Genomic DNA, 20,133 nt, shown 5'->3' on the forward strand with positions numbered 1-20,133 from the left:
TACTACGCTCCCATTGGTCATCACGTAGGGCATGTTGTCTTGTCATAATAGTTGAGCTCCGTTTGCTATCTATAGAATTAGTATCGCTTATTTTACCATATCTCTGCTAATTGATGACACGCCCTAAAATGATCGTCAAGCAAAAGCTAAGCCCCATCAAACTGCTTTTTACCTTGCGCGGCTCTATCTTGCCAAAAGTGTATCCGCAAATTTTGCTGATTAGCCTCATTAGCGCCTTTATCACCACCATTCAGCACGGATTTCCAAACTCGTTTTCTTCTTATAGCGTTGCGCCGTTTACCTTGCTTGGGATTGCGCTGTCGTTATTTTTAGGCTTTCGTAACAATGCCAGTTATCAGCGTTGGTGGGAGGCGCGAGGGTTGTGGGGCCAGCTGGTTTATGACACGCGCAGCTTTACTCGCCAAGTGCTGTCTTATGTAGATGAGGCCAGTGATAGTGACAGTGACAGTGATAAGGCGCGAGATACTCAGCGCCGTATGATTTATCTGAGCATCGCTTTTACCCATGCTTTGCGCCATCGACTTCGTGATAGCGAGCCTTGGCAAGATATTGAGCGTTTTGTGACACCCATCCATCATGCTAGCATGAGGCGGACGCAAAATTTGCCTGATTTTTTGCTGCGTCTGCTGGGCACGGAGCTTGGCTATTGTCGGCAGCAGCGCTTAACGTCGGATCATATGCTGCAAAACATGGACGAGCGCCTAAACTCGATGACGGTGGTTTTGTCCGCTTGTGAACGTATTCATAACACACCGTTGCCATTTGCTTATACCTTGTTGGTGCATCGCACGACCTATCTGTATTGCTTTATGCTGCCTTTTGGTTTGGTCTCTTCTTTAGGCTGGGTAACGCCCTTGATTTGTGGGGTAATCGCCTATACCTTTTTTGGTTTAGATGCACTCAGTGAAGAGCTAGAAGAACCGTTTGGTTTGGCGGCCAATCAATTGCCGTTGACGGCTTTATCACGTACTATTGAAATTAATTTACTGGAAGCCTTAGGTGAAACTGAGCTGCCATCTAATGTCACTGCTAAAAATGGCTATTTGCAATAAATGCTCACTCTTGTCTTTATCTAATAGGAAAAACACCTTTTATATGCCAACCTCAGCATCTGAAAAAATATCTGCAAAAAACTTGGCAAACAATCTATTAACCGCACCCATTAATGAGAATGATTTGAATAAAATAAACAACGAAATAAACAAAGAAGCCGCCGCCTTTATAAGCTTGCCACCCAGTATCCAAAATGCTTTAAAGCAAAACAATAGAATCGTATTTATTGCTAATAACCCTACTGTTAGCACCGATCAGTTGGCGCAATTATTGCGCCCTGATGATGTTTTGGTGTTGTTTAACCATTTTATACACGCTGATTTTTTTGCCAACCATCCGTTAGCCAGCACCTTGCCAAAATTGTTGTTTTTTCGCCAGATTGGGGACAGTAAACTGCATTTTGGCTTACCGCCAAGAAGTAACAATGTGGCCGTGATGAAGCGAATGGCAAAAGCGGCGCCATTAGGCATCCTACTTAGTAATCAGCCTTATCAATTTCCCACGCCAAGTGATGATCCCAGTCCTGATGATGATCCGATTACTGACGAGCGCACACTGACGATACCGCCGGCCGTGCAAGTATTATTGCAGGATGAGAGGTATCACAGCGTGTTGTCGGAGTGCCATCCGGTCGTGGAAGATTATCCTTACTTTAGCGATATTCACTCTTCAGCGCCTTCGTCAGGGTTTTTGATGTATCGCTTGCTCCTAGCGGCTCGAGAGCATGTACAGTTGATGCAAAAAGCCCCGCTGCCGCTGCAATTATTGATGATTGGTTTTAATGATAACGATAAAGTCTCGCATTTTTGGCACGGTCATAACTGGGCGTTTGAGCGTCGCGAAATGAGTGCGCCGCCTGCGGAGGTGGAAATCATACGGCAGTATTAGGCAAGGAAAGGTTTTTAATTTAAACGACTATAATTTAAATAACTATAGATTAAATGCCTGCTATTCAAACATAAGCCGCATCGGGATAGTGTGCACGCGCTATCTCATCTCTACTGGGCCTGCGCAATAGGGTAATCGGGGTTGATTGCTCGTCCGCCCAATCGATCAATTCCATGTCAGAAAATTCTTTAAGCCAGCCTCCCATCGGCCAGCATTGCCATTTTTTATAAAAGTGATTGGCATTGATGATGATGCTTTCTAAATGATTCAGAGGCGGCCGATAAACGGCGTGTTGTTGATGATAAATGAGGTCGGCAGTGAGGTAAAAATCTATGGCTAACTTACGCGCCGTAAAAGCAAAATCGGTATCTTCTGCGCCATAACCTGTGTATTGCGTATCAAATCCATTTATACGCTCAAACTGCTGCCGCTTAATCGCAAAGCATAAACTCCAAAATGCGCCGTAATCATCTGTCTGTTTAATAGCCGTATGCGTCGTATTAGTAGCAGTGCAATCCACCTCATCGAAGTTATCACGGTAAGGGTTATAAACAGATAAACGGTTCAGATAAGCGGTAGATAGCGCGCCCCTTTGTAATTCTTGGCTTTCTTTGGCTGTCAAAGGTCGCGTCAGATAGCGCGGTTGCCCCATGATTAAGGCGTTTGGGTACTGTGCCAATTTTGCGCTTAATTGCTCAATAAAGGTCGGCGCTACGATGCAATCAACGTCCAAAAATATCAGCGTGTCATGTGTGGCATGGGCGGCGCCAATATTGCGATTATGGCCAATATCAAATTTGATTTCGCTTGATTTATCAGTTTTTTTATTAACTGCTGCATTGGCGGTCGTAGGAAGCTTTACAATATTTAAAGCGAATTCAGCCAGACGCTTAGGGTCAGCGTCATCGTTAACAATAATAACTTCATCGGGTTTGACGCTGCCATGCATTAGGCTACTTAGTAAATTATAAAGATGATGGTTGCGCCCGTAACAAGTCGTGATAACGGTTATCGGTACGAGATCGGATACCGCGCTAAAATTGGTGATGGGTTTTGTGGTCATGTCTTGTCGTTGCCTATTATTTTATTGCATTATTTTTATGTTTTACTGAGGTTATTGCTGCGGCCGTTTGTCATAAAGTCACGCTCTAGCTTGCAGGTTTTAATTCAAGCCGCGGCAATAACCAGTTTTCAAACCAAGTTTTAGTAGTCGGGTACTGGGTCATGCTAAGCATAAACGCTTGCGCGGCAGGCGTGCCGTCCTGATTAAGCACTGTGCTATCTGTGCTATCAGACTTTGATACTAGATTGGCTGGCGCGGATTGATTGACAGGTTGATTGACAGGTTGATTAGCAGATTGACTGACAAATAACCCATCCGGCTTCGTTTTGGCATCCTCGCTCATTACGGTTTTAAATTGCTGCCAGCTGAATGCACGTCCCTCATGGATTAATGCTTGCGCCATGACTTCTTGTTCTTGATGAGGACGCTCATCAGGTAGAACTACCAGCGGCGTGGCATAATCATAGGCTTGGGCAACGGCGTTTAAACCGCACGCCATCAGCAGATAATCGCTATGCTCGATAAATGGCGTTACATCACTTACTTGAGTTGCAATATCGACATAAGACCGCTTCTCATCGTCGATAGGGCCGAGCGATATGATAAGGGCATTTGGCAAAAGGCGCCGCAATTCAGGCAGCTTTGCATCAATGGCTTTATGACCGCCGTAGCCTTTTATCACTGTAATAATAGAGGGCGCATTTTTGTTTTTATCTTCTGTTATCAAAGAGAGCGCTTGTTTGTCAGTGGTAAGCGCCTTTAATTCTTTTATAAAATCAGGGTAGGTTTGCTGTGTTCGTTGCTCAGTGCTAATAAAATCAAGGCATAGCGTTTTTTTACTTACCCACTCAGGCGTCATCGCGGATTCTAATGGGCGAGGATAGGGCGCTAATAAAGCAAGCGCGCCAGCAAAAGCATTCAGATGCGGAGCATCATCACGAACACCAGGAAGCCTAACATAAAGATACGGAATACTTGCTGCTCGGCATAGCATGGCAACTTCAACGCTCACATCGATAATCATTACATCAATCTGACGCTGATAAATCGTATCGAGTATTTGGTGGCTGCGCTTTTGGATATCGCTGTTACCAACTGGCGAATAATGCAGGCTGGCTGGTTGCCAGTATTCTCCTGCTCGGCCCACAAGTACATCCTCTGCACGCTCATCCTCTGCATACAGCCGTACAATTTGTTTTTCATCTATAGAGGTAAAAGTATAGGTATCTGGGGTTAGGCTGGTAAATACTGTTAATTGTTTTCTTGCTTCAGTGGGTAAGAGGGCAGCAAGCTTATCGATTTGGCGACAATGTCCTGAGCCGTGATGATGGGCGTAATAACCAAGTCGCATTATCCTTGCTCCACAAGATTTAATGAATGAGTGAACGGCTTTAGCTTATTATCCTCACCATTATCACGCTTAAATAAATTTAACGCCGCTCGCGCATCTGCTAGAGTATCAGACTCTATTTCCTGCTGAATTTTCTGCTGCTCGTTTTCTGCTACGGCTTCTTTATACAGGGCTAGATAGCCTTCTACCATCGATGCGACGGAACAAAACTGTAAGGCGCGTTCTCGGCAGGCCTGACGTGATAGGTTTTTAATTTTAGCAAAACCTTTTATAAAGGCTTCTTTGTCTTCCTTGGCAACGATAACCCCGGTGTTTGGCGTAACAATCTCAGCACTAGCACCCACATCAAAACCAATGACCGGCGTGCCGCACGCCAAGCTCTCAGCCAATGTCAATCCATAAGGCTCATCCCATGTGCTGGTAAATAGCATGGCGGTCGCTTGGCAAAGGTAGCGATTTATCTCGTCCTTGGTCACGTGACCAACATAATCAAACAGTTTTTGTGCGCCATTTTCACCATCTTTAGCCAACAAAGGCGCTATTTGTTGCTCAAAATACGCCTCATTACTTTTAGGACCAGCGATAATAAGTTTTTTTCCCGCTTCCATACAATACTGCATGGCCAAATGCGTGCCTTTTTCAGGACAAATACGCCCGTACCAAAAATACACCTCGCCATGCTCACGAGTAAAATTATCTATGGTTTCAGTATTTGCGGTAAAGGATTTTACATCGATGCCGTTATAAACCACTTGTGACGGCACAAACTCAGAAAATAGCTGCTGTTGGTGCTTGCTAATGGCGGTAAATTGCGTAGTGGTGCCGTGGCGTAAGGTCAACAGCGCCAAACGCAGTTGAGGAAAAATAGGCGTATGAAAGGTGGTAAAAAATCGGGCGCCAAAGGTTTGACCTGTCATCATTGGGGCATGGTGCAAGCTGTGATTGTGCACGATGTCAATCTCACCGCGCGCATCCCGCTCAATAATATCGCGCAGTACACCTTGATAGACCAAATACTGGTACATCTCCTTGCGGCTCATCTCTAAGGACTCATGCTCATTAGGATAGGCGATCGCCTCAAATTCCTCTGGTGTTAGCATTGGTATCAAATGAGCTTGCGTTTGACTGTCTTTGTGCGCATAAAGCAGCACCTCATGACCTTGGGCAACAAGCTCGTCACATATAAGCTGAGTAATCATCTCAAGCCCGCCCGCAAAGGGCTGAGCAATAGGGTATAAGCAGTGGGCGATGATCGCGATGCGCAGTGGTTTATCGGCTATTGGGGCAGGGTGAGTGTCATTAGTGTGAATAGAATCCACAAGATCAATAGGGTTAGCGAAAGACGAAAACCCAGGGAAGGACTTTGCACTAGCAAAAGACATAGAAACCTCAAAGTTAAACTGACGAATATTTTAAATTGGCAAAAATAAATTTCTTTATAAAAATAAATGACTAGAACGCTCTAAAGCGGTTTCTCCATAGTGGATTACCGCTTTTAAGCATTCAGTGTTTTAAGCGCTTTTAAGTTAATAACCAGAAATGCGTTATTAAATAAAACAATTAAGAGTTAATAATTTTTTTATCTTCAAATACGATATCGATTTTTGGCTCAAGCGGCGTGAGCGGCTTGGCTTGCTTGCGCGAAATCGCAACCGTAGGCTTAGACTTAATGCTAATACTGGTAGGCTTTTGTTCTGTTACCGTAAAGTTATCAAATGCCACTTTTGCTGCGCCGATTTTTAGCGCACAAACCGTCAAAGCACAGACAAATAATAGCGGAGAATAGAGAGGAGAAAATGGCGCTACAACAAAAGCAGTAAGGATATTGAGCAGTAAAAGCAGCTTGGGTAATGCCACCATATTTGCCTGGCGTAACGAGCTATGGGTACGAATGTATTCTTGCTTTGGCGTACAGACAAAGGGTTTTTCGCTACCCCATAAAACAGGCAACCAAGATAATGCCCCAAGCTCCCAAAAGTTCAGGTGCATCAACCATGCTCTTATGCGCATCTTCATACTTGGCTGATGGTCTTTATTGACCTGTTTATTCAACGGCGCTTGATCCTGTGAGTATGCCCACAGCCGTCTGATGACAAAAACAGCATAGCTGGCATATACCAAGTATAAAGGCGCAAGTAAGGATATATCAGGCATAGCGCCTGAGAATTGAGCACTCAAGAGCGCATAGCTAAGGATGAACAATGTCGCTGTCTGCAAAAAAATAAAGAAGCCAGTAAAGTTTATCCAAGCGCTCAGCTGCGATAGATGCGCACGTGCATAGGCTAGGCGCTCAGCGATACTTTTTACTTTTGGGCTATTCTTTTTTAAGCTATTCTTAGCGCGTTGATGCGCGGCAATAACTGGGCTTGCTACTTGCGGCATATCCACTTGCTGCGTGTTTACAGAATCTTGAGATTTAGTTGGCAGTGTGAGTGAGAAATAGTCATTTAGCACCTGCATATTGCCATAGATCCAGCGCCGACGTTGGGACATCAAATCATTTAAGCTGTTGGGCAATAAACCCGTTGCGATGACTTCTGTTATGAAGCGACTGCGAAAACCTCTTTGGTGCATCAATACGCCCATTTGGGCATCTTCGGTAATCGAAGCACCTGACCAACCACCCAAACTCAAAAGATCCGAGCGGCGAATCACCGCATAAGTTCCTGTCGATAGCGCACGCTCACGATTAAAAGGGCGGTATAAATGATGATTGAAATAGTGGTTAAGTTCGCTGTGCGTGTCCACTTGATCGGTATTGCGATAAAATTGCGGGAACTGCAAAAGAGTGTGATCAGGATAACGCTCGATAGCATTGGCAATCGATTTTCTTGCATGGGGCAGCGCTTGATAATCACTATCAACCACCACAATGTGACTACAGTCTGGGTTCATAAGCCCCAATGCCAAATTTAATGCCCCAGCCTTAAAACCTTCTACAGCATCAATGTGATAAAAACGTACATTGAGCTTTGGGTCTAAGCTTGCGCAAAACGCTGCCAATGGCTGATACAATGAGGTGTCCGTATTATTATTATCAATAATAAGTATCTCATCATTGGCATATTTTACCGCCAGCAAAGACTGGATGGTGGCAATCACCAACTCTGGCGGTTCAGACCGTGTCATTAATTGAAAGCTTAGCGACGCAGGAGCTAAAAGATTTTTCTTATTAATAGTCATGGCTTATCCTTAGGCACATACGACAGGCAAAATGTTTATAAAGAACGTATAAAAAATTGAGGCTATTAATAGTTATAATGTAGTAGTTGTTATTACCTCATCAATTACTCTATAGATAGTAATATAAAACTCCGTAACCTTTAGACTGTGAAGTGTTGGTAAATATTAAAGAGTGTAAATCTACGTAATTAATTGAGCCAGTTTTATGGGTATCGGTATGCATATCAATGCTTAAACGCAGTTTGTGTTACAAAACAAAAAAGCTTTTGTTGTAGAAAAAAGAGCGTCAGCCATAACGCGAAAGAGCTGTAGTGAGGAGAGAAGAGAAGAGCGGAAATGAGTGGAAAATAGAAGTTAGAAGTACGGTTATAAGAGGAAGGGCGTATATTTAAAACATCTACTAAATAAGTAAATTTTGAGATACGCTCAGGTATAAAAACGACAAAAGCGCATCAGACAACAAAGGGTAAAAACCCAAAATGTCTAATACGCTCTTATATTTCGTCAATAACTACTGTGTTTTAAACTCTTGTGTTTTAAAAAACTCTATGTTTAAAACTGCCTTTAGTTCAAACGACTGACTTTTAGATAATAAGTAATCTGACGAGTAGCCGTTTTAACTTTTAATCAATAGTTATTGCTTTGACGCCAATCATCCACTTCACGCTGGGCATCTTCCTTACTACGTCCATAACGTTCTTGCACACGGCCAACCAGCTTATCACGGTCGCCTTCGATGTGGGTGAGGTCATCATCGGTCAAATCTGCCCATTTTTGTTTTACTGAGCCTTTAAGTTGGTTCCAATCACCTTTTAGAGTATGTTCATTCATAGTGGTATTCCTTTTCCGGTTATTAGATTTAATTTATTAAACATTAAAACCCATCCATTTGGTTTCTTATACTTCTCATAGATGGGTTTATCAGTTGGTACAAATCCCTAACTGACAACACCACTGTACGCTTTGAGCCTCTCATTGTCTGTAGAGTGAATGTTTGGAGTGTTACCCAAACCTTAGTGACAGATGAATTATGTTATTGAAGTATATGTCATGTCATAAGTGCTGCATTTTTTATAAAAGATGCCGCACTTTTGAAGATATTTACGGTGAATTGATTGTTTCTAAATCCGCTAAAAATGCGGCAAAACCTTCTGTTGCCCGAGCTTGTAGGCGGCTACTGGTAATAACCCGTACGCGATTGCTCCAAGTAATCGTATAACCTTGGGTTTCAAATTTTTTAACCAAATCAACATCTTCGTGGCAGGGCAGAGGTGCAAAGCCGCCAATAGCGAGATAAGCCTCACTACTAAAACTTAAGTTTGCCCCATGAATGTGACGATGACCCATCATGTCTTGATAATGGCTGACATAAGCTTGGCGCGTTTTGGGCGCTAGATGTGCCCAGCTATCAACGCTCACGACGCCACAAATCATATCGGTAGGCTGATCTTTAATATGAGCGACTTGCTGGATCAGCCAGTCGGGCGGGACGACCGAATCCGCGTCGGTACAGGCGATCCAAGTCGCACCAGAGGCAATCGCATGACGAATGCCCAAATCCCGCACTTGACCCACACATTGATAATCACAGCAGAGATAATCAATGTCGCCTCTTTCGTTTCTTTCGTCCCTTGCACTTTGAACCAATGCAAGCGTATCATCGCTACAGCTATCAAGCACCACCAGCACAGTTGCCATAATAGTGGAGGGCAGCTGCTCAATGGCGGCCTGCACGGCTGCCAGGCAGTTAGTAATAGTCGTCGCTTCGTTGTGAGCCGGAATGACAATTCCAATTTTTATATCATCCATATACTTTTATATCTTCCATATTTCCACTTGCTTTACTGACGGTTATCTCTCTTTATACCAAATTTTCTTGCATGGCGACCGACTCTGAAGTGTGTTGCCAAACGTCTAATAAAAAATCGCTATCGATAATTTTACTTTGATGAGTAAAAGTTGAATGCCTAGCATCTATCCGCTGTCCCCGTTCAGGGTTTGATTCATTATTTACCCTGCTATTTACCTTGTTGAATGCTTGGTGCAGGCGCTGATGTACCGTTTCGCCGGTCATGGCAAAGCCATCAATCGCATAGCGCCAATGGCAGCAGAGCAACGTACCACCTATCGCAAGGTTTTCTTTAATCCAAGCGATAACGGTATCGATATCGTTTGGTGGTAAATAATATAAAATCTCGCTAATAACGACTAAATCAAAGGATGATTTATTATTCGTTAATACATCAGGAATAACCCCTTGAATGACCTTTACATGCGCGGACTCTGCCAAGCGCTGTTTGGCAAGTTGCACCGCTTGATGATTGCCATCAATACTTAGCAGCGCCTGACAACGGCGGGCAAGTAGCTCACTAAACACGCCATTACCGCAGCCTAATTCAATAGCACTAGCATACTTAGCTTGTGGCAACACCGCTAGACACATATCGCGTTTGCGTTTTTCGTACCAGCGGGTTTGATACTGCCATGGGTCACTATTGTCGTTATATAAAGCATCAAAATAGCTTTCTGAGTAGGTATTAGCGGAACAAGTATCAGATGACTTATCAATAGAAGTGTCGTTCGCCGTTTGGTTTTTAGACAGATGCAAACCCGCTTTAGAAGCACGCAAGTCGGTTTTTGTAATACGCAACTTACTGGCTTTATTCATCGTGGGCATAGTGTTAAGGTTGTGGCTCATATAAATAAACTTCCCAAGGTTGACTGATTCTAGCGATGGTTTGAGCCGACAAAATAGGCGGGTTACCCGTACTCTCATCAACGGTTATTTGGCTTTTAAAGCAGGCAATGGCTTGAGTTTTTCGCTGTAATTGCTCAGGCGTTAAATCCACTCTGACGGCGCAGTACCAAGGAATGCGACTGTCGGCAGGCTTTGCCCAATGCCACGCCCAAATTAAAACTTGATAACAGGCCAAATGATGCTGCTTGGCAAAGGCGGCGACCACTTGCCCTGTTGCCTCATGATCAGGATGCCCATCACGCATAAAGGGCGTTACTAAAATGTCGTTTGGCTGGATAATGGCGGCTAATTTTTTATGGAATTGATATTTTTGATTAAAGACGTCGCCATCGGTTAGCTCGAGGGCAATACACGTCACCTGATGCGACAGGCCCAAAACTTTTAACGCTGCTAGGCTTTCTTGCGGCCGAATGGTATCAAGCATTTGCGCAGGATAAAGCTGCGAGTCTGGGTGACTTTTTGTGCCGTTGGTCACGTGAACGAGGTTGATAGGATTGCCATTGGCGGCTAGCTGTTGTAGCAGTCCGCCGCAGCCCAATATCTCATCGTCAGGATGCGGCGCAAACACGCAAACGCGCTGCTGCGGTGGAAAGTTTTTTGCCATATCCAATCGAGGTATATCATGCAAGCCTTGCCAGTTTTGCCAAGCGTCGCGACTGGTGCCATCCCCTTCAATCATACGGTCACCAACAATCGGATGATTGGGCTTGGATAAGTGAACAGGCATGACGGTATGAGCCGTTAAAGGCTGAGTGCCTCTTTCTGCCTCAGAGCTGGAGAGGGTAAGGTCTAGTGCTACATTCGTTTTGGGTATTACAGTTGCCATATATTGTCCTGCTTGCCGGTCAAATCGGTGGTTGAGGCGCTAGCCAAAACACTAGATAGCTCGCCGATTTTTTGTAAATCAAAGGCGCCATGACTTTGACGAATAAATACAGCCAAATCCGCTGACAATCTAGCAAAATGAGCATTGTTACAAAATGGTGCTGCCCCTAATGCTTGTCCGGCGACCTCCATTGCTTGGCGCGCTACCTGCTCAACGTTGGCGCGTAATTGGCGAATGATGAGTTCATGACTTTGCTGCGGCTCACTGTCTATCAAATCAGCAATGTGATAAAAGTATTGCTGAGTGACGGCCAGTGCTGTGCTGATTTGCCCCAAATACATGGCTTTATAATCGTTAGGTTTGCGCTTATAGGAGGTTATCAAATAACTGGCTATACAAGCCGCCGCGCCATACCAGCAAGCAGCAACACCTGCCGCCCCATGCCAAAATCCCGCTCGTTCTAGATAGGCATTTGACGCACCGACGTTACTTGCCGCTACTTGATAAAAATGCACGGTAGCGGTATCAGTGTCTTGCATGCCCACTGCTTGCCAAGTTGTATTGTCAATATCGATGCCAATCTGATGCATATCCACCATCAGCAGTTGCGCCTGCCCATGCTCATCACGGTAAGTCATGAGGCCGTAATCCACCATGTTAGCTCCCGAACACCAGACTTTGGTACCGCTGACTTTACCCTCCTCATAGCGTATAGGATCAGGATGTCCTTCTGCTGCCCAAATCGCCCACAATCCTTGAGGCGCTTTATCATAGCCCACTTCATGCAAAATACTTAACGCATCGAGATGCGACTCAAACCATTTTGCAATCGTTAAATCTATGCTGGCAACATACGCCAAAACTTGCCAGCGAATCAATGTATTTGAGTAGGTTTCCCGTATGTTTTTTTTATCCGTACTAGTACTTTTAGCCCTGATAACCTCGTCAGTACCGCTAGCAGGGTGAGGGATTTTATCGCTATAGCCGACTAAGATATTTAATATATCACGGCGCAATACATCGGTTATCACCAGTCCACTTACCGTTTGATTATTCGCGCGGATGAGCGCTTCTACAGCAGTTTTTATATTTGACAATAAAGGGTTTGGTGCATTAAGTGCTAGCATAAAGTCTCCTAATTATTATGAATCAGACATTTGAACGGCATCTAAATTTCCATTATCTGTTGGCTGTTTTTTACTATCATATAGGTCATCTAAATATAAATCGTCTAAAAAACGTTGCTGCCATGCGTGTAAATCATCTTGGTACAGTCCCTGCAATAGTGCCTGATGGCGAGACTGCCGCTCTTCTAGAGGCATCGTTAATGCTGTCTTTAACCCCTCTATCATACTGTCAGGCTGATGCGGATCAATGATAACCGCCGCTTGCATTTGCTCGGCGGCGCCTGCGTAGCGCGATAGCATAAGCACCCCAGGATTATCAGGATTTTGCGCGGCGATGTACTCTTTGGCCACCAAATTCATGCCGTCTTTTAATGAATTGACCCAGCCAATATCACTCTGCCAAAATGCCGTCATGAGTGGTTCATGGTTTAAGACGCTTTCGCTATAGTTGATAGCCTGCCAAGTACTTTTATCAGATGAAAATTGCTGATTGACGTCATAAACTGCTTGTTTAACTTCTTCATAAAGTCGTTGATACGTCGGTAAAGCTAAGCGGCTCGGACAAGCAATCTGTAATAATTGCAGCTGATTTTGATAGCTTGGATACTGTGCTAAAAAATCGCGATAGGCTGAAAAACGTCTTAACAAGCCTTTGGAATAATCAATTCTATCCACCGCAATAATCTGTTGTGTAGTAGTCTTGATGTTTTTTTTATGCGTAATATGTTTTGTAAAATCTGACGGTAAAGATGAGGCTAAATGACGGACTTGCTGCTGGATTCGCGCCACATTGATGCCAATAGGATAGGCGTTAATCAGTAACGAATGCTGGGGTTTTAAGTCTAAATTGAGCAGCAGCTCCTTACCAGATGACAGATGAGTTTTGGTGACAGGCGACTTGGTGTCCAAAAGATTGATTGATGAGTGGTTTAGCAGGTTGTTTTCTAAAAAACTGTATTTTAGTGAGCGGTCTTCTACTGGATGCTCTGCCATCAAGCTACCTTTTAAGTAGTATTGCAACACAGCGAGGCAGTTGGCGTTACCTTGCTGGGTTTGGGTGCCGAGCACATCATAATGCGCCAGATGGTGAATCAGCTCAGCGCTTTGCTCAAGTTGTTGCCAAAACTCAAGCGCGACAAAGGGAATATGCAAGAAAAAGCCGATGCGATTGTTTATCCCAAGCTTTCTGCAATGATAGGCCACGCTTAAAAAGTGGTAATCATGTACCCAAATCACATCGCCCGGTTGGATGATTTGTTTTAATTGGCGAGCAAACAAACGGTTAACGGCTTGATAGCCTGCATAATCATCTGGTGCTTGGCTAATAAGAGCCGTTTGCTCATGCAGCAGCGGCCACAGCACATTATTAGCAAAGCCGCAGTAAAAATGCTGATATTGCTCAGCGCTGAAGGCGGTGGTCATATAGGTGATTTGGGTGTTGGTTCCTTGTAGGTCGGCAATCGCCCCAGCACTTTTTTTCACGCTGCTAAATTCATTGGCATCGCTGCTATTGTCATCATTGATGACTTCGCCATTCCAGCCCATCCAGACCACTGAATTTCCGATTAAGACGTCTTGCAACGCGACGGCAAGTCCGCCTGCCATAGGATTGTTGTCGGGCATTTTTACACGGTTAGATAGAACAATTAAACGGCTCATATTATTGGTCTCGTTATATTTTTTAATGGTAGTGGATTGGCGTCTGTTAAAAATAAATCGGTATCTGCGAAATCAGACGATGAAGTGAGGCGTTGTTGGCAAAACTCTAAAAAGCTCTCGAGTAAAACCGTGACCTCAAAAATGTTATTGACGTAAAAGTGGGCGCACGTTGGTTCATCGGGGTCATAGCCTACTTTGATGCCCATGCCCGTTATTGTTCTGTGCAGATTTTCTTTTGGCGTCCTATTCTCTGTTAAGCGATTTTCTGTTAAGCGATGTTTTTCTCTGGTTTGATCATCACCTTGTACTGCCATAAATCCTGCTTCATCGGTAATATCATCGCCGATAAAAATAGGACAAATGGTCTCATCGGACTGCATCTTTTTTAGCAAAGTTAAAATCGCGCTGCCTTTATCGGCACCTTTGGGCGCAATCTCCCAAACGTATTTGCCTTTTTTTAACATCCAATTCGTATGATTTTTTAAGGTTGCTGCTACAATGTCATAGGCCATATTGGCTAACGCAGGATTTTGCCGATAATGTAGGGCGACGGAGTAGGGTTTGTCTTCTATGATAAAGTCATCATAGGACGTGCAAGCTTGACTGATAGCTTGCCTTATGACGGCAAGCTCAGCGGTGTCAACAAAGGTTACGTTGGTATTATCGTTATCCTTGGCATTGCTATTGGCATGGTCATCGTCAAACGCTATTTCTAGTCCATGAGTGGCACCAATAGGTAATGTTAGAGGAGACAGCATTTGCCTTGCTTCAGTCAGACTGCGCCCCGACACGGCAGCGATACTGACGCCATGATTCTGTATTTTTTGTAAAAGGGTTAAGGTGGCAGGCGGGATGAAGCTATCTTTTGGGTTTAAGGTGAAATCAGCAAGCGTGCCGTCGATGTCTAAAAACAAGCAGTAGCGCTGCCGATGAGAGAGATAATCAGCAAAACGGTTTGGCGTTATGTATGTAGGGGCATTATGTGCCTTGGAGCCTCTTCCTGAAGTCACCGGTCTTCCTTTTTATTAAAATTATATAATTTGGGCTAAAGCGGGTTTATTCTGAACTGCTAGAAAACCCTGCTCATCAAAGTTAATTAAAAAAGCCAATTGAGCCAATCTAAGCTATTAAAGTTAAGCGAACAAAACTGATTAATAAAGCTAAGCAATCAAGCTTCATAATAAGTCTGCCATACTGCGATGGACAAAATGTCGTATTTAGTATAAGTTTTTTTAGTATCTGTCTTTTAATTTACAAAAACCATTAAGGAAAGGATATGCATATCACGGCAAATTTTGACGCAGGTAATATCGATGTTATCAATGCAGAAGATAAAACCAATATTCAATTGGCGATTCGTCCAGACGTTGGCGAAGAGTTTTTTCAGTGGTTTAACTTTCGCCTATCAGGTGAGGTTGGCGAGCAGTATGTGTTAAATATTATGAATGCAGGGGAGGCGGCCTACCTTGCAGGCTGGGAGAATTACCAAGCGGTGGCTTCTTATGATCGCGAGCATTGGTTTCGTTTGCCGACCTCTTATAAAGATGGCAAGTTGACCATCACGGCAGAACTTGCGTGTGAAAGTATTCAGATTGCGTATTTTGCCCCGTACAGTTATGAGCGTCACCAAGATTTATTGGCCGCCGTGCAAGTGCATCCGATAGCGTGTTTAGAGCACTTAGGCGAAACGCTCGATAAGCGCGACTTAGCCTTAGTAAAAGTTGGTAATGGCGATACGAAGAAGCGCAGTATTTGGATTACGGCGCGTCAGCATCCGGGTGAGACGATGGCAGAATGGCTGGTTGAGGGATTATTGAACAGTTTGTTGGACGAAGATAATGCCACGGCTAAGTTGCTACTAGAAAAAGCCAATTTTTATATTGTGCCGAATATGAACCCCGATGGCAGTGTGCGCGGTCATCTGCGAACCAATGCTGTAGGGACCAATCTAAACCGTGAATGGGCAAATCCAAGCTTAGAAAAAAGTCCTGAAGTGTTTCATGTCATCAAAAAAATGGAAGAAACTGGCGTTGACTTATTTTATGATGTGCACGGTGATGAAGCGCTGCCTTATGTTTTCTTAGCGGGTTCGCAGGGCACGCCGAGCTATAACGACCGCCTTGCACGTTTACGTGATAAATTTTCAGACGCCTTAAAATTAGTCAGTGCCGATTTTCAATCCGAATTTGGTTATGACATTGATGCGCCGGGTACCGCAAATATGACGATTGCCACGCACTGGGTAGCTGAACGCTTTGATTGCCTTGCCAACACTTTAGAGATGCCATTTAAAGACAATGATAATTTACCTTTTGAGGACACAGGCTGGTCACCTGAGCGTTCTATAAAATTAGGTGAAGCCTCGTTAGTTGCTATGCTTGCGGTCGTTGATGACTTACGTTAATGGTTGATTTGGCATTAGGGTGTGTCTTAGCTTTATTATTTCACGTTAATTTATCTCGCTTTTAGCTTTATTTTTAAAGTGAAGACACGCCTTTATCCACGCCCTTATCTATAGTATGAACACAGGCCTGAACACAGGTATAAGCCCACTTCTGGCGTCGCTGCTTTTATCTTAAATTTTACTTATGACAAGCGTTATCAGCAAGGGTGTTTAAAATCCCGCACGACACCGCCGCTGCGCTGTTGACACATTTTTGCCGCAATGTCGTTAGATGCTGCTTTAATTGTGCCAGCTCCTCCATGCGTATTTCTACCGCGCGAATATGCTCATCCAATAAGTTGTCCACATCGCCGCAGTTCCTATCAGGCTCATCCCAGTATTGCAACAAGGTTCGCACTTCGTCCAGGGTCATATCGAGCGTACGACAATGTAAGATAAATTGCAGGCGCTCGATGTGCTCCTCACGATACAAACGATAATTCCCTTGGCTACGTGCAGGCTTGGGTAATAGTCCTTCTTTTTCATAATAGCGAATGGTTTCCACAGGGGCACCTGTGCGCTTGGCAAGCTCACCGATTTTGATTGGCACTTTTACTTTCATAACTAGCAACCTCCATCAATAGTAATTTCTAAAAATTTAAACCATAAAGTAACAATAAGGTTTAAGGTTAGAAAAATCAAACCTTAGTTTTGCTCGCCATTAGCCTTGACTCTAAAGCCACTACAGGGTTCATAATACCTTTAATATAAGGAAAAATTATTATGCAATATCATGTTGAAGGAATGGACTGCGCCAGTTGCGTTGGCAAAATTGAAACCGCGCTCGCCCGTATGCCCGGCGTTACTGACGTTCAGGTTAATTTTGCGACAGAAAAGTTAGAATTGACGTTGGCGCCCGATGCCACCACTCAGCGCAGTGATGTCGAAAAAACCATCAAGCGCTTAGGGTTTGGCATCACTGATTATACCGACAAAAAAACGGCTGCGGACACGGGTAGCGATGATAACCATCAAGATGTCCTATTAGCTGAAAAGCGTTGGTGGCAAACATTAAAAGGCAAACAGGTCGTTGGCCTTGGTATTTTGATGAGTGTTGCCTACGTCATATCATTACTTTTCCCTGCTTACGGGGTATGGGTATTTGCGGTAGCGGTGCTGGCTGGTGTTTATTCATTTGCCCGTAAAGCTGCGGTACTGGCAATGTCGGGATCGCCTTTTTCGATTGAAATGTTGATGACAGTCGCGGCACTTGGTGCGCTTATCATCGGTGAGGCTGAAGAGGCTGCTGCCGTTGTCTTCTTGTTTTCAGTCGGTGAGCTTTTAGAGAGCGTGGCGGCGGATCGGGCGCGTGCTGGCATCAGAGCTTTAGCGTCACTGGCGCCAAAGACGGCGGTGTTGCTAGATGCACAAGGCGGCCAGCGTAACGTTCCTGCGGCATCGCTGCAGGTGAATGATATGGTACTCGTACGCCCGGGCGATAAGGTATCTGCCGATGGCGTTATTACGCAGGGTACATCCAGCCTTGATGATTCGCCCATTACTGGCGAGTCTATCCCTGTGGTTAAAGCGTTAGGCGATAAGGTGTTTGCTGGTTCGATTAACTTAGATGGTGCGCTACAGGTGCGCGTACAAAAAACAGCATCTGACAATACCATTGCGCGCATTATTGAGCTGGTTGAGGAGGCTCAAGCATCTAAAGCCCCTACGGCGCGTTTTATTGAGAAATTTAGTCGCTACTATACGCCAACCGTGATGGCGCTTGCCTTATTGGTTATTATTATTCCGCCGTTAGTCATGGGCGGCGCGTGGGCGACGTGGCTATATCGCGGTTTGGCATTGCTGCTGATTGCTTGTCCTTGTGCACTTGTGCTATCTACACCGGCTGCCGTCGCGTCAGGTTTGGCTGTCGGCGCACGGCGTGGATTGCTCATCAAGGGCGGAAGCGCCTTAGAAATTATTGGCCGCGTCAATACCGTTGCTTTTGACAAGACAGGCACGCTAACCGAAGGCAAACCACGCGTTACCGATGTGGTTGCTTTTACAGACGGTCGCACAAATTCTCAAGGTGGGGATAAAGTATTAGCGCTGTTTGCCAGTGTCGAGTCGGATTCTAATCACCCGCTTGCAAACGCCATCGTAGAGCACGCAAAAACCGCTGGTCTTGTCATACCTAAAGCTTTTAACGCTCGTGCTACTGCCGGTAAAGCGGTGCATGCAACGGTGGCTGAGCGGGCTTTAGCGATTGGTTCACCCGTTTATGCCGCTGCAGAGGCTTTATTATCAGCCAAACAACAAGCACAAATCGAAGCGCTACAAAACGAAGGCAAAACCGTTTCGGTGCTGTTCGATGAGAAAAGCCGTGAGGCTCTTGGCTTAGTAGCATTACGAGATGAGTTGCGAGAAGATGCGCAACAAGGCGTGGCTCAGCTCAAAGCAATGGGCGTGCGCTCGGTGATGCTCACAGGCGATAATCGCTTGACGGCTAATGCGCTCGCCAGCCATTTAGACATAGAATGGAGGGCAGAGCTGTTGCCCGAAGACAAGCTACGTCTGCTCAGCGAGATGAAAGACAATACAGAAATAGCCATGGTGGGTGATGGGATTAATGATGCGCCGGCGCTCGCAACCGCCGATGTTGGCATTGCGATGGGCGGTGGTACTGATGTGGCTATTGAGACGGCAGACGTTGCTTTATTAAAAAGTCGCGTAACGGATGTCGCTCAGCTCATTGCTCTATCGCGCGCTACTTTGTCCAACATTCATCAAAACGTGATTTTCGCGCTCGGTCTTAAAGGCGTATTTCTTATCACGACCGTACTCGGTATGACAGGTTTATGGATTGCGGTGTTGGCTGATACGGGCGCCACCGTGCTTGTCACGCTAAATGCTTTGCGATTACTACGTTTTAAAGGCGCTCGTCCATTGGTCACGGCACCTAAAAACTAACAGTTGCCTTTATCGAATTATATGTCAATTTGTTTATATCTAAATGGTTATCGTAGTTTTTATAAACGGGTTAAAACAGCACATTGATGTTTCTTATGATCATTATCAGACCGCTGATAACCATAAGCATGAGCAGCATGACTCTAAACTGACTGATAGTCATGCCCGCCAAAAAGTGTTTGCCAATGACATTGCCGATGACTGCACCTAGCCCTAGTATAAGGCCATATACCCAAAGCTGCGCTGTGAATACGCCAAAAAAAGTGTAACTGCCGATTTGTATCATACCCACAAAAAAGGAATTGGCGGTTTTGGTGGCAATCAGGTTTTCTTTTTCTAAACCTGCATTCATGTAAAAAGGGTTGAGTATAGGGCCGAGGCCACCGACCAAAGTACTCATAAAAGCAATGATAAAACCCAAAGGTATAAAGCCTACCTTTGGCATGTTAAAGGTTTTATCGACTTTACCGAACCTATATTGAAAGATGGTAGATACCAAAAATACGCCAACCAATAACTGAATCCAGCCAGCATCCAAACGACTAAAGACCAATGCGGCAAGCCACGCCCCTACAATGGCACTTGGAACATAGTATCTGGTCAATGACCAATCAATCTCATGCCAAAATAAGTAAAGCCGCGAGGCATTACTCATAAGCGTCGCCAAATTAATCACCGGCGGCGTAACCGCTGTCCCTATCATCGAAGAGGTGAGAGGTATCAGTAGCATGGCACCGCCACCACCAGACACTGTAGAGATGATAAAAGCGACCATGCCAGCGACAAACAAGCCTGCTAAGTGCCAAGTTGGGATGGTTTGCAATAGCTCGAAAACACTGGTCACTATAAAATCC

17 protein-coding genes are annotated in these 20,133 nt (G+C 44.7%); 4 read left to right on the plus strand and 13 right to left on the minus strand.

Annotated elements, in window-relative coordinates; genetic code table 11:
* Positions 1 to 128: 128 nt before the first annotated feature.
* Both B4240_RS04495 and B4240_RS04500 read left to right on the plus strand, forming a co-directional pair.
* Positions 129 to 1,073, plus strand: coding sequence for a bestrophin family protein (locus tag B4240_RS04495; protein WP_296237044.1), 945 nt, complete (start codon positions 129 to 131; stop codon positions 1,071 to 1,073).
* A 43-nt stretch (positions 1,074 to 1,116) separates the two neighbouring features.
* Positions 1,117 to 1,962, plus strand: coding sequence for a hypothetical protein (locus B4240_RS04500; protein WP_296237045.1), 846 nt, complete (start codon positions 1,117 to 1,119; stop codon positions 1,960 to 1,962).
* Positions 1,963 to 2,026: 64 nt separating this feature from the next.
* Here the strand turns inward: B4240_RS04500 and B4240_RS04505 are convergent, their stop codons facing one another.
* From B4240_RS04505 to otsB, 11 genes are all read right to left on the minus strand, one after another.
* The gene (locus B4240_RS04505; protein ID WP_296237046.1) at positions 2,027 to 3,025 is read right to left on the minus strand and encodes a glycosyltransferase family 2 protein; all 999 of its coding nucleotides are present in this window, start codon (positions 3,023 to 3,025) and stop codon (positions 2,027 to 2,029) included.
* A gap of 85 nt (positions 3,026 to 3,110) precedes the next feature.
* Positions 3,111 to 4,376: a hypothetical protein gene (locus B4240_RS04510; RefSeq protein WP_296237047.1), complete on the minus strand. Its 1,266-nt coding sequence runs from the start codon at positions 4,374 to 4,376 to the stop codon at positions 3,111 to 3,113.
* Entirely contained in the window at positions 4,376 to 5,758 is a 1,383-nt protein-coding gene (locus B4240_RS04515; protein WP_296237048.1) for a glycosyltransferase, read from the minus strand. Before B4240_RS04515 ends, B4240_RS04510 begins: the two co-directional genes overlap by 1 nt.
* 178 nt (positions 5,759 to 5,936) lie before the next feature.
* Entirely contained in the window at positions 5,937 to 7,559 is a 1,623-nt protein-coding gene (locus B4240_RS04520) for a glycosyltransferase family 2 protein (RefSeq protein WP_296237049.1), read from the minus strand.
* Positions 7,560 to 8,186: 627 nt separating this feature from the next.
* Complete coding sequence (locus tag B4240_RS04525; protein WP_296237050.1) at positions 8,187 to 8,390, minus strand: CsbD family protein; 204 nt, start codon at positions 8,388 to 8,390, stop codon at positions 8,187 to 8,189.
* A 270-nt stretch (positions 8,391 to 8,660) separates the two neighbouring features.
* Positions 8,661 to 9,359: a glycosyltransferase gene (locus tag B4240_RS04530; protein WP_296237094.1), complete on the minus strand. Its 699-nt coding sequence runs from the start codon at positions 9,357 to 9,359 to the stop codon at positions 8,661 to 8,663.
* A 61-nt stretch (positions 9,360 to 9,420) separates the two neighbouring features.
* Positions 9,421 to 10,257 carry a class I SAM-dependent DNA methyltransferase gene (locus B4240_RS04535; protein ID WP_296237051.1) on the minus strand — a complete coding sequence of 279 codons (837 nt, stop codon included), beginning with the start codon at positions 10,255 to 10,257 and terminating at the stop codon, positions 9,421 to 9,423.
* A complete protein-coding gene (locus tag B4240_RS04540) occupies positions 10,241 to 11,044 on the minus strand; it encodes a PIG-L deacetylase family protein (RefSeq protein ID WP_296237095.1) in 804 nt (267 codons plus the stop codon). Before B4240_RS04540 ends, B4240_RS04535 begins: the two co-directional genes overlap by 17 nt.
* 86 nt (positions 11,045 to 11,130) lie before the next feature.
* Positions 11,131 to 12,270, minus strand: coding sequence for an acyl-CoA dehydrogenase (locus tag B4240_RS04545; protein ID WP_296237052.1), 1,140 nt, complete (start codon positions 12,268 to 12,270; stop codon positions 11,131 to 11,133).
* Positions 12,271 to 12,285: 15 nt separating this feature from the next.
* Positions 12,286 to 13,929, minus strand: coding sequence for an alpha,alpha-trehalose-phosphate synthase (UDP-forming) (locus tag B4240_RS04550; RefSeq protein WP_296237053.1), 1,644 nt, complete (start codon positions 13,927 to 13,929; stop codon positions 12,286 to 12,288).
* The gene (otsB, locus tag B4240_RS04555) at positions 13,926 to 14,939 is read right to left on the minus strand and encodes a trehalose-phosphatase (protein ID WP_296237054.1); all 1,014 of its coding nucleotides are present in this window, start codon (positions 14,937 to 14,939) and stop codon (positions 13,926 to 13,928) included. The genes B4240_RS04550 and otsB overlap by 4 nt, the downstream gene beginning before the upstream one ends.
* A gap of 266 nt (positions 14,940 to 15,205) precedes the next feature.
* Here otsB and B4240_RS04560 point away from each other — a divergent pair, with 266 nt between their 5' ends.
* Positions 15,206 to 16,333, plus strand: coding sequence for a M14 family metallopeptidase (locus B4240_RS04560; protein WP_296237055.1), 1,128 nt, complete (start codon positions 15,206 to 15,208; stop codon positions 16,331 to 16,333).
* Between the two features lie 178 nt (positions 16,334 to 16,511).
* Here the strand turns inward: B4240_RS04560 and cadR are convergent, their stop codons facing one another.
* The gene (gene cadR, locus B4240_RS04565) at positions 16,512 to 16,922 is read right to left on the minus strand and encodes a Cd(II)/Pb(II)-responsive transcriptional regulator (protein ID WP_296237096.1); all 411 of its coding nucleotides are present in this window, start codon (positions 16,920 to 16,922) and stop codon (positions 16,512 to 16,514) included.
* A gap of 173 nt (positions 16,923 to 17,095) precedes the next feature.
* Here cadR and B4240_RS04570 point away from each other — a divergent pair, with 173 nt between their 5' ends.
* Positions 17,096 to 19,279 carry a heavy metal translocating P-type ATPase gene (locus B4240_RS04570; RefSeq protein ID WP_296237056.1) on the plus strand — a complete coding sequence of 728 codons (2,184 nt, stop codon included), beginning with the start codon at positions 17,096 to 17,098 and terminating at the stop codon, positions 19,277 to 19,279.
* A 70-nt stretch (positions 19,280 to 19,349) separates the two neighbouring features.
* Here B4240_RS04570 and B4240_RS04575 read toward each other — a convergent pair whose 3' ends face one another.
* The gene (locus B4240_RS04575; protein ID WP_296237057.1) at positions 19,350 to 20,123 is read right to left on the minus strand and encodes a sulfite exporter TauE/SafE family protein; all 774 of its coding nucleotides are present in this window, start codon (positions 20,121 to 20,123) and stop codon (positions 19,350 to 19,352) included.
* Positions 20,124 to 20,133 lie beyond the last annotated feature (10 nt).

Source organism: Psychrobacter sp. UBA5136 (assembly GCF_002414005.1).
Taxonomy (GTDB): Bacteria; Pseudomonadota; Gammaproteobacteria; order Pseudomonadales; family Moraxellaceae; genus Psychrobacter.

Excerpts from the sequence above, each read along its gene's own strand:
- B4240_RS04570 (WP_296237056.1), top strand. The coding sequence starts at position 17,096 with ATGCAATATCATGTTGAAGGAATGGACTGCGCCAGTTGCGTTGGCAAA.
- B4240_RS04560 (WP_296237055.1), top strand. The coding sequence starts at position 15,206 with ATGCATATCACGGCAAATTTTGACGCAGGTAATATCGATGTTATCAAT.
- B4240_RS04540 (WP_296237095.1), bottom strand. The coding sequence starts at position 11,044 with ATGCCTGTTCACTTATCCAAGCCCAATCATCCGATTGTTGGTGACCGT.
- B4240_RS04525 (WP_296237050.1), bottom strand. The coding sequence starts at position 8,390 with ATGAATGAACATACTCTAAAAGGTGATTGGAACCAACTTAAAGGCTCA.
- B4240_RS04545 (WP_296237052.1), bottom strand. The coding sequence starts at position 12,270 with ATGCTAGCACTTAATGCACCAAACCCTTTATTGTCAAATATAAAAACT.
- B4240_RS04505 (WP_296237046.1), bottom strand. The coding sequence starts at position 3,025 with ATGACCACAAAACCCATCACCAATTTTAGCGCGGTATCCGATCTCGTA.
- B4240_RS04500 (WP_296237045.1), top strand. The coding sequence starts at position 1,117 with ATGCCAACCTCAGCATCTGAAAAAATATCTGCAAAAAACTTGGCAAAC.
- B4240_RS04510 (WP_296237047.1), bottom strand. The coding sequence starts at position 4,376 with ATGCGACTTGGTTATTACGCCCATCATCACGGCTCAGGACATTGTCGC.
- B4240_RS04550 (WP_296237053.1), bottom strand. The coding sequence starts at position 13,929 with ATGAGCCGTTTAATTGTTCTATCTAACCGTGTAAAAATGCCCGACAAC.
- B4240_RS04535 (WP_296237051.1), bottom strand. The coding sequence starts at position 10,257 with ATGAGCCACAACCTTAACACTATGCCCACGATGAATAAAGCCAGTAAG.
- B4240_RS04520 (WP_296237049.1), bottom strand. The coding sequence starts at position 7,559 with ATGACTATTAATAAGAAAAATCTTTTAGCTCCTGCGTCGCTAAGCTTT.
- B4240_RS04495 (WP_296237044.1), top strand. The coding sequence starts at position 129 with ATGATCGTCAAGCAAAAGCTAAGCCCCATCAAACTGCTTTTTACCTTG.
- B4240_RS04515 (WP_296237048.1), bottom strand. The coding sequence starts at position 5,758 with ATGTCTTTTGCTAGTGCAAAGTCCTTCCCTGGGTTTTCGTCTTTCGCT.